This is a genomic window from Fervidobacterium changbaicum, assembly GCF_004117075.1.
Taxonomy (GTDB): Bacteria; Thermotogota; Thermotogae; order Thermotogales; family Fervidobacteriaceae; genus Fervidobacterium; species Fervidobacterium islandicum.
In genome coordinates this window covers 357,716-371,835 of record NZ_CP026721.1, presented here as the reverse complement: position 1 = coordinate 371,835, position 14,120 = coordinate 357,716, and the positions used below count along the sequence as shown (strand labels likewise).

Here is a 14,120-nt window from a genome sequence, read left to right as displayed (position 1 = left end):
TCTAAATGAGTAGAGTGATGAATCCTTATAGGGCTTTAAAGAATAGGCACTATCGAAATTTTTGGATTGCTCAAAGCATTTCATTAATTGGAACATGGATAGACACAACGCTTAGAGGTTGGGTGGCTGTTAATCTGTTTCCAGAGAGTAAAGCAGCAGGTTTTATTGGGCTTATTGCCTTCCTAAAAGGCTTCCCGTCCGTATTTTTTTCACCTGTCGCAGGGGTGCTCATTGATTGGTTTGGACCGAAGACCATACTACTCTACACTCAATTGCTCGATGCTGCCAATGCGTTCTTTATGGCATATCTAGTCTGGAAAGGTTTGCTCAGTCCTTTCTTTCTGCTATCTCTTAGCCTTCTGATGGGGATTACGAGCGGTTTTTATCTACCTTCCAGAAATACCTTTATATCCGACATCGTTCCAAAGGATGTTTTGCCAAACGCTCTTGCACTACATTCGATGATTTTCAATGTTGCTAGGATGGTAGGACCAACGATAGCAGGATTTGTTGTAAAGTATTACGGTCTTGAGTTTGGCTTTGTTATTAACGCTCTTTCATTCCTGCCTTTAATCATTGCCTTAATGGTAATTCCTGACAACCACAGTAGAACTTCAAGTCACGCCAGTTTCAAAAAATTTTTCGTTGACCTTGTTGAGGGAGTTCGATATGTCTCTACTAATGCTGTGCTTATAAAGACTTTCGTTGGTTTGACGATGTATTCACTTTTCGGTATGCCTTTTGGTATGCTGATGCAGGCCTTTGTGAAAAGTGTAGTCAAATCTGACATACTCGGTTACGGTATCATCATGGGAATGATGGGGGTTGGTGCATTCGTAGGTGCTAACGTAGTTGCAGCAATTAATCCAGAACGTTTGATAAGGATGAAGGAAGATTTCTTGCTTTTAGTAATAGGTTCGAGCATATTGGCTGCAGCTTTAAGACCGGCTCTAACGCCTTACGCAGCATTTTTTATAGGTGCGTGTCAATCTTCGTTTTTCAACATAACGAACAGCAGGACACAACTACTCTCACCATCGAACATGAAAGGTAGAACGATATCACTCTATTCATTCCTCAACACCGGGGGCTCTCCAACTGGAACGTTTATTTTAGGGTTGTTGGGAAATGCCATAGGAGTTAGGAGCGTTTACACTTTTGCCGGTCTGATATTACTCATCTTCTCGATTTCAAGACTATTCTCGCTAGTCAACCCTGCAAAAGAACCGAAAAACATCCAATAAGGCTGGATATGTTGAATAACCCCCCTCTCTCTTCTCTTAGCTCATCGAGAGAAAAATTCCACAATTCGTTGTATACTATTGCAATCAAACCACAAGATGTGGTATAATATACGTCGCTGAGTCGAGGAATAAGTGTTTGTCTGGAGTAAACTTCGGGGAGGGACCGTATTATGTCGGTCGTTTATGGTGCGTTGGAAAAGTTTATCGGTTACTGGAAAGGTGTAGAACCATCAAAAAATGCCTACAAAATACTTTCCGAGAGGTATTTCTTAAAAACGCCAGCAGGGGAGTACCTCGAAAACAAATGGTCTGACATCTGCCGTAGAGTAGCACGGGTTATAGCAACGGCGGAATTGGTAAATAACCCTGCTATGCAAGGAAAGAGTGAAGGCGAAAAGCTTGATGAAGTGAAGTTCTGGGAGGAAACTTTTTATAACTTTTTGCTTTCAAGAATATTCGTTCCTAACAGCCCGACGCTGTTTAATGCTGGTATGGGAGTCAGGCACGAGTTGTTGTGGAAACCTATCGAAGAGATGACATTGGAAGACTACTGGGAAATTTACAACACCAGAAACCACCTGCATATGCTTTCGGCATGCTTTGTCGTGCCCGTTGAAGACAGCATAGAAGGTATTTTCGATGCCGTAAAGGAATACGCTCTCATCACCAAAGCCGGTGGCGGTATCGGAAGCAACTTTTCAAGGCTGCGACCCAAAGGTAGCTTTGTAGCTGGAACACATGGTCAAGCAAGTGGTCCTGTGTCTTTTATGCACGTCTTCAACTCAGCAGTCGGCGTTGTCGAACAGGGTTACAGGCGACGTGGAGCTTTAATGGGAATTCTCAACATCGACCATCCGGATATAGAAGAATTTATTACTGCAAAAGAAGGCAACGACGGTGAAAAGGTTCTCAAATTTTTCAATATATCTGTTGGAATTACGATGTCCAGAGAAGAACTACTGAAACTTTACATGGAAGATGGAGAAATTGAACTTAAACATCCAAAATGCAGCACCACAAAGAAAGTAAAGGTTCGTGAACTCGTTAAGAAAATGGCCAAAAACGCTTGGAAGACTGGAGATCCAGGACTCGCGTTCTTAAGTGAGATGAACAAATACTATGCAATGTACCCAGAAATGGTCATTGAAAGTACCAACCCATGTGGCGAGATAGGACTTGCACCATATGAAGCATGTAACTTGGGTTCGATCGATGTAGCTAAGTTCTTTATGGACGGCAAATTTGATTGGGAAGCATTTGGTGAAGCAACAAGGCTCGCAGTTAGATTCCTTGACAATGTTATAGATGTCAACGTCTTCCCACTGGAAAAGATAACAAAGGCAGTCAAAGACAGTAGAAGAATAGGTCTCGGCATCATGGGTTTTGCTGACCTACTTTATCTTTTGGATATACCCTACGATTCTCCTGAGGGAAGACAATTTGCAGCGGATATGACAGCATATATGGCAGTGCAAGGCCATCGCGAATCTAACAGATTGGCACAAGAGAAAGGAAGTTTCCCATTATTTGAAAAAAGTAGATACTACCTCGAAGAAGGCTTCGCTCCGTTTGCAATGGGTATGAGTAAATTTGACGATGAATTGAAAAAAGTATTTGCCGAATCAAAATACGGTAAAAGAAACGTTGCGGTACTTACAATAGCACCAACTGGTTCTATTTCAAATATCGCGGATACAAGCAGCGGACTAGAGCCAAACTTCTTACTTGCCTATGTACGATACATGAATAAACATGACGGTGGTAAAGAAGCTCTGTTCTACATCAATAGAGTCTTGGAGCAAAAGCTTGATAAGGAGATCTTGGAAAAGATCAAGGAACGCTTGGTTGAAAAGGGTTCTCTTAAAGACATACCAGAAGTGCCAGAACATATCAAGAAAGTGTTTGTAACCGCAATGGATATTTCTCCAATGGACCACTTGTTAATGCAGGATGCGTTCCAAAGATATGTTGACAATAACATTTCAAAGACAATAAACATGCCAAACAGTGCAACTGAGGAAGATGTCTTAAATATATTCCTTGAAGCATTAAAACTCAACATTCGCGGTTTAACAGTTTACCGTGACGGTTCACTCCAAACACAGGTGCTTACATCAGCAAAGAATCTGAAGACAAAAGACGCACCAAAAGTTCAGTTCTTTGTACTGGATGAAAAGCATAAGCTGAGACCGAAGCCGAGAAAGGATACGCTCAGAAGTGTCACAAGAAAGTTCAAGACCGATACAGGCACTACGTACATTACCGTCAGTTTCGATGACAACGGAGAAGCAGTGGAAATATTCCTCTCAAACGGAACGGAATTAGCAGAAGCTATTGGAAGATTGAGCTCAATTGCATTGCGTGCAGGAGTTTCTGCAGAAGAAATATTAGAACAATTAAGGAAGGTTAAAGGAACTTACACACCTGCTTTGGCAAAGGAGATCAAAAGCGCAATTGATGACTTTGTAGAACTTTGGGGAGAAACACCTGCTGAAAGCATAGACACATTCGTGATAGACGGGTCGGCAAAGACCGCAGAAGAGATTGAAAAATTCGTAACAGCTAATGGCTTAGAATGGGCGGAAGGATATTACGTGGACGCAGATGGAAATACCTATTGTCCATCGTGTTTATCGAAGAACAGTATTATAAAACAAGAAGGATGTACAAGCTGTAGGAAATGTGGATGGAGTAAATGTAGTTAATAATAGAACAAAAACAATAAGACCACCCCTGGATGGGGTGGTCTTATTCTGATCTAACAAGTTAACCTTCTCATATGGACCTGTTTGCTATTGGCGAAGACTCAATACCAATAATCCACTGCTATTCCATTCGGAGTGAATTTTTCATTTTTGTTTTATTCTTCCTTTTCTGATTCTACAGGAGAGTTTTTCAGAATCATGTAAGCTAACGTTTCAAATGATAGAGTTATATCAACATCTTCCACAGGTATTTTCGTTCTCAGCTTGATAGGGGAGAAATTTACTATGCCTTTGATTCCTGCCTCTTCAACCTGTTCAGCTACGTACTGAGCTGCACTCTCAGGAACAGCAATAACTGCGATTTCTATATCCATATCCTTAACTTTTTGCTCCAATTCACTGATATGAGATACCTGTATACCGGCTATCTTTTTACCAACTTTTTCTCTGTCGTTATCAAAAATCGCAACAACACGGAATTTGTGCTTTATTAACCCAGGATAATTTGCAAGTGCACTTCCCAAGTTACCCGCACCAATTATAGCAACATTCCACTCTTTGTTGACACCGATTATGTGAGCTATCTCGGAAATCAATTTGCTCACGTTGTAACCAAGCCCTCGTTTACCGAATTCGCCAAAATAGGACAAATCCTTTCTAACTTGGCTTGGTTTAATATTCAATCTCTCTGCTATGTCCTGTGAAGACACAAAATTAACTCCTTCTTCCTTGTACCTTGCTAAACAACGATAGTAAAGTCCTAATCTTTTAACTGTCGGCTTTGGTATCTTCATACTTCGCTCCCCCTATTTGAAATTTCAATCTTCTTGCGCATGTTATCCTTTTCACAATATAATTTTACCACTTTCGTTTGTTAATTGCAATATCTTGAGAAAACATAAACATCAAAGAATAGCGAATATAGGGGGAATTTCACAAATAACTTTGGAAAATCAAAGACCACTTTCGAATGTCGTGAGTATGACCTTAATTCTACCAGGAATTCTGGCCGATGATTCGACAACAACAAAGTAATTGCAAATTCTATCCGAAGTTGTGCAGTCATAGCAGAAGCCTCTTTGCACGCATGGTGTTGTCAGGTTCAGTCTTTTGCTGTTCATAGGTGAGATGAATCTCAATCTTTCACGAGCATCTTCGACATCTTTAACCACTTTATTCACACTCGTGACAACTATCACATTTTTCGGTCCATAAACAATTGCCGCAACTCTGTTTCCATTGGCGTCCAAAAACACCAGTTTTCCATCTTCTGTTATAGCATTCGCTCCGGAAAGATAGAAATCTACAGTGAAAGCTTTCAATTCAAGCTCTCTGCGTTCCTCAAGCGTTTTTGCGGCATACCTATCGTAGTAGACATATTTTTCATTCTTGAAAATATCCAAAACACCATTTTCAATAAGCGTTAGTGAGCCACCGTTAGCAACGGTTGAACCTTCTGGCACTAAGTCACGAATCTTCTTAGTCAAACTCTCCTTTGATTCGACAATATGTACTTCAAAATGCCTTCTTTTCATCTCTTTAGCGAGTTTCTCGGCCAAGGCTTTATATTTCCAAGAATAGAGTTCTTCGCGCATATAAGTTTGCTCACCCCCATGTAAATTACATTTAGTTGTGAACAGAATTTTAAGACAATGAATAAAAACGGGACCTTTGAAGGTCCCGTTTCTACTTGGCGGGGACGACGAGATTTGAACTCGCGGCCACCGGTGTGACAGACCGGCGTGCTAACCAGGCTGCACCACGTCCCCGTCTCTTTTTATGCCAGCTCATCACTGACCGCTGATAATTTTGCCACAAGTTCATTTTGTTGTCAATAGGGATTTTTTTAACCTTTCTGTTTATTATGAAAAACGAATATGAAGTTGTTTGATAGTATTTTAAAGACTTATTTTCAAAAATCAATCTCGTAACTCATCTGTACAGCCTTCTTTACAGTATCAATGGTACTTGACTGAGTCTGGAAAATATCGTACAATATATCGTGAAAGTAATAACGAATTCAAAAAAATACAGATTCCTACTTTTTTTCTATCCCAAAGTGAGGGGACTGGCAATGAATGATTCTAAAAGTTCGGAGAAAGAAGCAATAGTTTACGTATGTCTAGGAAGTTCCTGCCATCTGAAAGGGGCATACAAGGTAGTTGAAAAACTGAGAGACCTATTTGCTGACGAGAATATCGAAATGCGAGGAAGTCTGTGTATGGGAAATTGCTCAAAAGGAGTCAACGTTAAAGTTGGCGATGAGATTTTTGAAAACATTAGCGAATCTAACGTGGAAGAATTGGTAGGGAAGATAAAGGAATCGCTTGTTAGCTTAAGTGGTAGTAAAAAAGTAGGTGAAGGTAGATGATACCAATTACAAAAAGTAGGTATATTTTGTCAGACAAGGCAAATTGCACGTACTGTTACAAGTGTCTTAGAAATTGCCCTGTTAAAGCTATAAGCTTCAAGAACGAAGAATCCTTTGTAATAGAAGAGGAATGTATTTTGTGTGGAACTTGTGTCAACGTATGCCCGCAAAACGCAAAACAATACAGACGCGATATCAACGAGTTTTTATCCTTAGTGAGAAAACCTTTCGTGCTCTCACTCGCTCCATCTTTCTATGCCTATTTCACAGAACCGTTCAAAGTATTGACATTACTAAAGCAGATAGGTTGCGTATACATCTCCGAAACTTCAATTGGGGCGGAATATGTTACAAAGGAATACATGAAGGTCTTTGCGCAGAGTGACAGACCGCAAATTACCACAGCATGTCCTGTTGTAGTGGAGCTCGTCGAAAAATACTTTTCAGAATACGTGGATTATCTGATAAAGGTAAAATCTCCCGCAGGTGCTCATGCACAGTTCTTAAGTCATCTGTTTGGAAATCTTCCGAAAGTGTTCGTGAGTCCTTGTATAGCGAAAAAGAAAGAATTAGAAGGTGTTTACGATGTCGTTCTAACATACGAAGAATTGGAAAACGCACTGAAGTCGGTAATTCTGCAAGAAGAGAAGAATGAAGAAGATAGCGTTAGTTTAGATGACTTAATAGAAAAGCTTTCGGAAAGCTATCCTGACGCTCCATACCCTAACCGAGCAAGGTTCTATCCATCTTCTGGTGGTATCGTATACTCCGCAACGTCTTATTTCAACGAGACCTTCCCTCACTATGTTTTAGAAGGCGTGGAAAACATCATCAGCTTCTTTAAGACTTTTTCCGACTTTAATGAAAAGGTGTTTATAGAGGCATCGGCTTGCGTTGGTGGATGTATCAACGGACCTACTATGAAAAAGCAGGACAATATATTATTCCGCCGTGTGCGGTTACAAAATGCTGTGAAACGTCTGGAAGAATTAAGTGTAAAGAAATTAGATATGTTTTCTGTTCCTGTGGATTTGAAACGTTCATTGAAGGTAAAGAAAGTGGAATACAATGTGCCTGAATCAGAAATTGAGCGTATTCTTTCGGAGATGGGAAAGACAGAGCCATCGAAGATTTTGAATTGTACTGGCTGTGGTTATGAAACCTGTCGGGAAAAAGCTGTTGCCGTCGCTGTTGGAAAAGCAGAAAAGGAAATGTGTTTCGCGTATTTGGTTGAAAAGGTTTCGTCTGTGAGTAACCTTGTTGTGGAAGAAACACCCAACGCGATCGTTATATTCAAGGAATCTAATATACTTTACATAAACAACTCTGCAAAAGAGCTGTTCTCAAGCTATTCAGATGATATGATAATCAGTATTTGTCTGAGAGCAAAAGAGAGTCCGAATAGGATACACGAGCTTTACATCAACTCGAGAAAGGTTTACCTTTATCCAAAAGTCTTTGACCTACCAGACAACGGAGGAACGGTGGTCCTTTTTGTTGACCTGACCGAAATGGTTCACCAAAGGGAACATATGAATGAGCTGAGAAGGCGGACGATAGAGAAAATAGACGAAGTCTTGAACGAACAGATGAAACTAGCCCAGGATATTGCAAGCTTGCTTGGAGAGTCAATAGCTGAAACAAAATCCCGCTTTGCTGAATTCAAAAAGTTCTTGGGGGAAGAAAATGCTGACAAGTGAAATTTACTACGCACAAAAGAATAAAGCCGGAGAAGAAGTCTGCGGAGATACGGTGAAAGTCAAAAAAACTGAAGAAAAAACGGTTGTTAGTGTTTCGGACGGCCTTGGCAGTGGCATAAAAGCAAGTATACTTTCCACTTTGACCGCTTCAATGTCCACTACGATGGTTCTCAACGATGTTCCCATTTCTGAAGTCTTTTCTTCCATCATTTCAACACTCCCGACGTGTAAGGTTCGGGGAATAAGCTATGCTACGCTGGCTACCTGCTACGTTAACCATGTTACCGGTGATTGCCATATCTTTGAGTACGATTTCCCTATAGTCCTTTTCTACAGGGATGGTCAGTTCGTCGAGTTAGAGAAAAAGGAACATAAGATACAAGGGAGAACTGTTCTTGAAAGCAGTATCCAAATCAAACCTGATGATGTTGTCTTTCTAATGACCGATGGTATTTCTCAGGCGGGGATGGGAACCGCAAAGTATCCATTCGGTTTTGGAATAGAAAATATTAAATACGAACTAAAGAACCTGATGGATAACAAAGTCGATTTGGAGAGTATCACAAACCATCTTGTTAGACTAGCTGAAGCACTCGATAGAGGCTCGAAAGGTGACGATGCAACGGTATGCGCAATCAAGATTCGAGAAAGAAGAAATCTGACGATAATGGTCGGACCTCCGGAAAAGAAGGAACACGACAAAATTGTTGTCGAAAAGTTGATGAATTCAGAGGGAAAAAAGGTTATTTGCGGTGGCACCACGAGTCAGATAGTTGAAAAAATACTTGGTAAGAAAGTGGAAATAGATTTCTCAAGCATATCGGAGTACTCACCGCCTATTGGACATATGGAAGGTGTTGATTTGGTCACTGAAGGTATAATTACCCTTTCGCAAGTATTTAGGTACTACGAAAATCAGGACACAACATTAGGTGTGGGAGCTCAAAAGCTTATCGATTTGCTTGAGGAATCAGACATTATCACTTTTCTCGTTGGAAGGGCGATAAATCCTGCGCATCAAAATCCTTTATTCTCCCACGACATATCGCTTAAGTTTAGAATTATTCACGACATAGCCGCAATACTGCAGCAACGCGGAAAAGTGGTCAAAATAGAATATTTCTGACCCCCTTGATTCAGTGAGTTGCATCTGTTTTTTTCATTTCTTTCCTCTTCTCTTTCCTCCACTTTTCGTTCACTGTTCCCGAACGCATTTTGTCTTCGTTTTTCTTACTTTCACACCTTATTTCTTACATCTTGCGAATTTTTAGTTGCTTTTTCTTTCTTGCTGAACGATAATATCTATGAAATTGTGAAGGACGAGGTTAAACAGGATGTCTGAGATATTCATAGATCTATTCTTGAGAGTAGTTTTGCCCTTGAAAGCGAAAGTTTTCAAGATTGTATAAAGATCATCAAATCCAGAAAGAAGGTGATGCTATGGAAATTACTTTCAAAGAAATTGTAGCCGGTGTGATGTTATCAACGTTCCTGATTGTTCTCTTTTGGCCATCAGACTCTCCGAGTACAGGTGAATTGTTCTTGCAAGGAAACAACATAGTACCTGTGAACAAAGAAGAGTTAATTCTGTCCGGTGTGAGCTACAACTTACATTTCTCAGACGAAGACGGCAAGATAATTTTCGAAAAAGGCGAGAAAGCACAAGTGGAGGCAGGTAAGGACTTTATTAGAATTGATAAGGTCATAGGAACTATAATAATCGGGACTAAAGGTCTGAAAGAAATCGTTGTGTCAGCGGTAGATACTTCTCTTAGTGGTTCGCTTTCAAATGTGGTGCTTAACGTATCTTCTGTTAACGTGAACATAAGAAACTTCGTTATTACGGGACCTTGCAGGATAAACTTGTCGAGCGCAGGGATAAAGGGAGAATTATACATCGGAGAAATTCAACCTGGTGGCAAAGTTGAGATCACTTTAAGTTCCGCAAGGTCCGATTTAACTTTATACATTAAGAAAGGCTTTGAAAGTCAGGTTGTTGTTAATGGTGGTCCTTTGGTAACAAGAACATGGTAGGTCTATGAGGAGTTTCTTAAAAACACGATAGTGTTAACTTGTAGTGATGAAAGAGTGTAAGTGTGAAAGAATGAGATTGATATTACCATTGTGCGTTTTCCAAAGATTCTTCACTACACAAAATCCTTGAATATATTTCGCTAAATTCTTCGTATTCTTCAGCCCTCGCTTGAGTCGGAAAAAGTCTTTCAACAATGAAAACTTGGATTCACATTGATTGTTTTTACCGAGCGGTACCACTACGTGATTGATATTTCTGAACAACAGCTTTACTGCACTTTCATATGCACCAAGTCCATCAGTAATAAGTTCAATGTTTCTAGGTTTTGAATTACCAAAGAACTTCTCGAGCAATACTTTGACTTGTCCCATATCACGATACTTTGAGACATGCCAACAAAGAATTAAGTTAGTTTCGTGATCAACTAATAGCCAAACATAGTACTTTTGTTCTTTGAAAACAAGAACAGTTTCATCAGCATGAACTGAGAAAACATTTTCGATGGTAAATGTTGGAAAAAGTACAGAGAATAAAGTACACAATTTAATAACCCATTTGTATATGGTGACATGAGATACTTTGATATTAAGAGAATGAGCAAGAGAGCGATAAGACATATTGTGTTTCATATACAAAACGAAAGCCTTTAAGACGAAAAAGATAGGGAAGCGGAAATATTTAAATTTCTCAGGAATAAGGGTGACTGGTTCGGGGAGGTTAAAAGGTACTCTATCTTTGGTACGACAAGCTCTACAACGGAAGACAACGAAAGAGCGACGGACTTTGTAAATTTGCATAGATTTACCACAAGAAGTGCATTTGGGATAAGGGAAAGAGAAGTTTTTGCGTTTGTGAGAATGGGAGAGTTTGAAAGAATGATGGCAGAGTTTGCAAAGGAATTGTTGGTTACCGTATTTGTCATGACCGTTTTTGTATAAGCTGGTGGAACCGCATTTTGGACAAGAGAGCGTTGAGTTGTTCATATCGGGATACCTCCTTTGTCGAGAGTTGGTTGGGGGGTGTCCCCTCTTTATAAGGATAATGCGGTTTTTGGAAAGTTTCAATACTTTTAGTTAACAGTATCAAAAACACAGAGGAGGTGTCTGGTATGATGAAGGGTATTTTAGCAACTATCTTGTTGTTGGTAGCACTAGTAAGTTTCGGATTCGACTTTGGCGGTGGTGGCCCCATGTTAATGTATTTCCCGGGCGGTACACTCTTTGGGTTAAAGAACATCAACGTACCTGTTGTTGATTTTCCAGACTTCAGCGATGGTATAATTGCATTTGGAGGGTACGGCTATGGTGGAATCCCTGGAATGAGCTATAGTGGAGGATTTGGTTTCGGTGGTGAGAAGGTAGTAAACAAGGATGGTAACAAATTTAAAGTTGGAATTAGCGGAGGTTTTGGAGCTGGTTACAAGAACTTGGCGTTCGGAAACGTATCTCTGCTAGCCGGATTAGGATTCGGAGGTGTTAACGTAACGGTAGGAAGATTTGTCAATGAAAACAACACCTCAATGAGCGATTTAGAAAATGGAACACTTGAAGGATACCTTATTGCAAGCATCGATTATTATGCAGTTTCTGCAGATCTTTCTCTTAACGTTAGTTTAACAAGTTTTATGCAAATAAGTATTGGCGCAATGTTAATTGGTGGTTACTCGATCGATGGGTGGACTGTGAACGGAAAGGCTTTGCAAGGTGTATCTGATAGCAGTAAGTTTTTGTTGATGTATTCACTTTACGGAGGAGTTGGGTTTGGATTCTAAATCAAGATACTTGTTCAGCTGGCTTAGAACTTTTTTTGTATGGGCAAATGTGTTTATTTTTCTAACTATCTGTACTTTGTCTTTTGCTAATAGCTCTGCCCTTCAGTTAGCGAAGGAAGGTGCACTCACACTTGAAAAGAGTGTGGGTGTGTTTTTCCCCTTCAATCTATTATTTTTCTACGTAGGGAGCCAGCAGCTTGCAAGCGCTGTACAACAAGAACCGTTCAGCTTGGAAGTAAGATTAATCAGGATAGAAGCGTTCTTTAAATTTGTCGAAAGTAATAGAGTCGCACAAGATGTTTTAATTGAAGATGGTGAGTTTCTTCTGCTATTTAAAGAAAGAGTGAAATTGGACGCGGAGGTTGAGAAAAAATTGACTTACATTCTTGCATACACCTATGGACTTAAAAAAGATATCGTAAAATTCTCGTTCTACGTGGATAAACTTAGAAACATTAAGGACAGCAAAGGTTACTTAGAAAACCTGGAAAAAAGATTTCCCAGCATGATTCCAAAGAATTTTTGAGATGCTAAGGGGAGAATACTTTTGAAAAGAGTGCTAAGCGCAGGTAGATCAGCGTATATGAAATTAAACCTTTTATGGAAGGTTGCGGTTGTCGAGATTTCAATATTAATATGGTTCTTAACGCTGCTAAGAGCGGTAGAATTCAAGAATTACTACACTCCCTTTGTATTATCTTTTGTACTAATGAATTCTATAATGTTGCTCTTTTTAGTGTTTCGGAAGCTTTATAGATCAGAACAGAGCGCGTTAAAAAAGCTTCTTTATGACCTCATAAATCTATCGTACTCTTTTACTTTAAGCTTTTCTTTATCAGAAGTAATTCTGAGAATAACGTATTTTCACAGCAGAAGGTTAGATGTTAACGACGCATTTTGGTTACTCACTGTTTTTCTATCAATATCGATAGCGAGTTATCTATCCGCGTTAAAAGAAAAATTGAGAAGACTTTCGCTGGAGAAGGAACTTCAGAATCTTAACATGGATCTGCTCAGAACAAAATTAAATCCACACTTTGTATTTAACACATTCAACTTCTTAGCCGAGGCTGTAAGAAAAAATCCGGACAGAGCTGAAGAGTTCACCATTATGGTCTCTGATTATTACCGCTCTGTGTTAAAATTCAAAAGACAGTGGAGCATAGATGAAGAACTGGCTTTCATAGAGCAATATGTACTTATACAAAAAGAAATGATGAGCTCCTTGACTTTTGATTATGCGATAAATATCGAAGACTCAGCCAAAAAGAGAATCGTTCCGTCAGGAATAACTCAACCTGTAGTGGAAAACGCGATAAAGTACGGAATCAAGGGAAATTCTGGCGGCAAGCTTGAAATCAATGTGTGCGAACAAGAGGATACTTTAGAAATAATCATTAAGAACACTGGAACTCCAAAGAGAGAAATCATACCTGAGAATTTCGGAACTGGGTTGTCAATAGTTTTGAAACAACTCGAACTCATAGGTGGCAAGATTTTTGCAAAAACTGATGGTAACAGTACATGCGTTTCTCTTCTTATTCCATTATCGAAGGGTAGTGAGCTGAATGTTTAGCTGTGGTATTGTTGAAGATGAGCCAAATGCTATGGAACGAATGAAAAGGATTTTAAAAGAAATAGACAGCAGTATTGACATACTCTTTGAATCATACAACTGCGAAGACTTTATCGAGAAAGCAAATAGTATTCAGCCTGAAGTACTCTTCTTAGATATAAACGTTGGTGATAAACTAATATTTGAAGTCCTTGGAAAATTGGTGTACTCCCCACATGTAGTATTTGTAACAGCGTACGATGAATACACGATAAAGGCATTTGAGGAAGGCGCTATCGACTACGTACTCAAACCCGTTTCAAAAGAAAGGTTAAGCAAAACTATCGAAAGAATTTCTAAGATTGGTGTAAAAAAATATAGTCTTCAGTACTACATACAACAACTTTCCAAACTGCCTGTTAAACACGGTGATGAAATACTCTTGATAGAGATAAAAGAAATAATCTATCTTGAAGCCGAAAACAGGACTGTCCGTATTATAACCAAAGATGGCAGATTTGAATGTTCAACTCCACTACATACGCTAATGAATAAGTTACCAGCCACTGATTTCATACAAGTCCACAAAAGTTATGTTATTTCCATAAAACACATATCGAAAATCAAAAAATGGTTCCAAGGCTCTTATATAATCGTGCTTGACAACGGCGATGAAGTTAATCTTTCAAGGAACTACAAACCAGAATTCTTTCGCCGTATAGGATTTAAAGAGTGATTG

At 39.5% G+C, this 14,120-nt stretch carries 13 protein-coding genes and 1 tRNA gene; 10 read left to right on the top strand and 4 right to left on the bottom strand.

What is annotated here, in order from left to right; all coding sequences use genetic code 11:
• Positions 1-5 precede the first annotated feature (5 nt).
• Positions 6-1,244, top strand: a complete 1,239-nt coding sequence (locus CBS1_RS01755; protein ID WP_033190993.1) for an MFS transporter — start codon at positions 6-8, stop codon at positions 1,242-1,244.
• Between the two features lie 170 nt (positions 1,245-1,414).
• Positions 1,415-3,949, top strand: coding sequence for an adenosylcobalamin-dependent ribonucleoside-diphosphate reductase (locus CBS1_RS01750; RefSeq protein WP_090222489.1), 2,535 nt, complete (start codon positions 1,415-1,417; stop codon positions 3,947-3,949).
• 155 nt (positions 3,950-4,104) lie between these two features.
• Here CBS1_RS01750 and CBS1_RS01745 read toward each other — a convergent pair whose 3' ends face one another.
• The 3 genes from CBS1_RS01745 to CBS1_RS01735 form a co-directional block, all read right to left on the bottom strand.
• Positions 4,105-4,743 carry a redox-sensing transcriptional repressor Rex gene (locus CBS1_RS01745; RefSeq protein ID WP_033190992.1) on the bottom strand — a complete coding sequence of 213 codons (639 nt, stop codon included), beginning with the start codon at positions 4,741-4,743 and terminating at the stop codon, positions 4,105-4,107.
• A 159-nt stretch (positions 4,744-4,902) separates the two neighbouring features.
• Positions 4,903-5,544, bottom strand: a complete 642-nt coding sequence (locus CBS1_RS01740; protein ID WP_033190991.1) for a lactate utilization protein — start codon at positions 5,542-5,544, stop codon at positions 4,903-4,905.
• Positions 5,545-5,640: 96 nt separating this feature from the next.
• Positions 5,641-5,718 (bottom strand) — tRNA-Asp (locus tag CBS1_RS01735).
• A gap of 305 nt (positions 5,719-6,023) precedes the next feature.
• On the opposite strand from CBS1_RS01735, the gene CBS1_RS01730 reads away from it, so the two are divergent.
• From CBS1_RS01730 to CBS1_RS01715, 4 genes are all read left to right on the top strand, one after another.
• Positions 6,024-6,320, top strand: coding sequence for a (2Fe-2S) ferredoxin domain-containing protein (locus CBS1_RS01730; RefSeq protein WP_033190990.1), 297 nt, complete (start codon positions 6,024-6,026; stop codon positions 6,318-6,320).
• Positions 6,317-8,020 carry a [Fe-Fe] hydrogenase large subunit C-terminal domain-containing protein gene (locus CBS1_RS01725; protein ID WP_033190989.1) on the top strand — a complete coding sequence of 568 codons (1,704 nt, stop codon included), beginning with the start codon at positions 6,317-6,319 and terminating at the stop codon, positions 8,018-8,020. Before CBS1_RS01730 ends, CBS1_RS01725 begins: the two co-directional genes overlap by 4 nt.
• Positions 8,007-9,146: a SpoIIE family protein phosphatase gene (locus CBS1_RS01720; RefSeq protein WP_033190988.1), complete on the top strand. Its 1,140-nt coding sequence runs from the start codon at positions 8,007-8,009 to the stop codon at positions 9,144-9,146. The genes CBS1_RS01725 and CBS1_RS01720 overlap by 14 nt, the downstream gene beginning before the upstream one ends.
• 314 nt (positions 9,147-9,460) lie before the next feature.
• The gene (locus CBS1_RS01715; protein ID WP_033190987.1) at positions 9,461-10,054 is read left to right on the top strand and encodes a hypothetical protein; all 594 of its coding nucleotides are present in this window, start codon (positions 9,461-9,463) and stop codon (positions 10,052-10,054) included.
• A 33-nt stretch (positions 10,055-10,087) separates the two neighbouring features.
• On the opposite strand, the gene CBS1_RS10410 is transcribed toward CBS1_RS01715, so the two are convergent.
• A complete protein-coding gene (locus CBS1_RS10410; protein ID WP_014452073.1) occupies positions 10,088-11,038 on the bottom strand; it encodes a DDE-type integrase/transposase/recombinase in 951 nt (316 codons plus the stop codon).
• Between the two features lie 125 nt (positions 11,039-11,163).
• On the opposite strand from CBS1_RS10410, the gene CBS1_RS01710 reads away from it, so the two are divergent.
• From CBS1_RS01710 to CBS1_RS01695, 4 genes are read left to right on the top strand one after another with little or no spacing between them, the layout of a single operon-like run.
• The gene (locus tag CBS1_RS01710; RefSeq protein ID WP_033190986.1) at positions 11,164-11,826 is read left to right on the top strand and encodes a hypothetical protein; all 663 of its coding nucleotides are present in this window, start codon (positions 11,164-11,166) and stop codon (positions 11,824-11,826) included.
• Positions 11,816-12,352: a hypothetical protein gene (locus CBS1_RS01705; RefSeq protein ID WP_033190985.1), complete on the top strand. Its 537-nt coding sequence runs from the start codon at positions 11,816-11,818 to the stop codon at positions 12,350-12,352. Before CBS1_RS01710 ends, CBS1_RS01705 begins: the two co-directional genes overlap by 11 nt.
• 30 nt (positions 12,353-12,382) lie before the next feature.
• Positions 12,383-13,402, top strand: coding sequence for a sensor histidine kinase (locus CBS1_RS01700; RefSeq protein ID WP_241685591.1), 1,020 nt, complete (start codon positions 12,383-12,385; stop codon positions 13,400-13,402).
• Positions 13,395-14,117 (top strand): LytR/AlgR family response regulator transcription factor, encoded by a 723-nt coding sequence (locus CBS1_RS01695; protein ID WP_052107031.1) that lies wholly within the window; start codon positions 13,395-13,397, stop codon positions 14,115-14,117. The genes CBS1_RS01700 and CBS1_RS01695 overlap by 8 nt, the downstream gene beginning before the upstream one ends.
• Positions 14,118-14,120 lie beyond the last annotated feature (3 nt).

Bases quoted from the DNA above. Each gene is read 5' to 3' on its own strand.
- CBS1_RS01715 (WP_033190987.1), top strand. From the start codon at position 9,461: ATGGAAATTACTTTCAAAGAAATTGTAGCCGGTGTGATGTTATCAACG.
- CBS1_RS01730 (WP_033190990.1), top strand. From the start codon at position 6,024: ATGAATGATTCTAAAAGTTCGGAGAAAGAAGCAATAGTTTACGTATGT.
- CBS1_RS01720 (WP_033190988.1), top strand. From the start codon at position 8,007: ATGCTGACAAGTGAAATTTACTACGCACAAAAGAATAAAGCCGGAGAA.
- CBS1_RS10410 (WP_014452073.1), bottom strand. From the start codon at position 11,038: ATGAACAACTCAACGCTCTCTTGTCCAAAATGCGGTTCCACCAGCTTA.
- CBS1_RS01740 (WP_033190991.1), bottom strand. From the start codon at position 5,544: ATGCGCGAAGAACTCTATTCTTGGAAATATAAAGCCTTGGCCGAGAAA.
- CBS1_RS01725 (WP_033190989.1), top strand. From the start codon at position 6,317: ATGATACCAATTACAAAAAGTAGGTATATTTTGTCAGACAAGGCAAAT.
- CBS1_RS01745 (WP_033190992.1), bottom strand. From the start codon at position 4,743: ATGAAGATACCAAAGCCGACAGTTAAAAGATTAGGACTTTACTATCGT.
- CBS1_RS01710 (WP_033190986.1), top strand. From the start codon at position 11,164: ATGATGAAGGGTATTTTAGCAACTATCTTGTTGTTGGTAGCACTAGTA.
- CBS1_RS01695 (WP_052107031.1), top strand. From the start codon at position 13,395: ATGTTTAGCTGTGGTATTGTTGAAGATGAGCCAAATGCTATGGAACGA.
- CBS1_RS01750 (WP_090222489.1), top strand. From the start codon at position 1,415: ATGTCGGTCGTTTATGGTGCGTTGGAAAAGTTTATCGGTTACTGGAAA.
- CBS1_RS01755 (WP_033190993.1), top strand. From the start codon at position 6: ATGAGTAGAGTGATGAATCCTTATAGGGCTTTAAAGAATAGGCACTAT.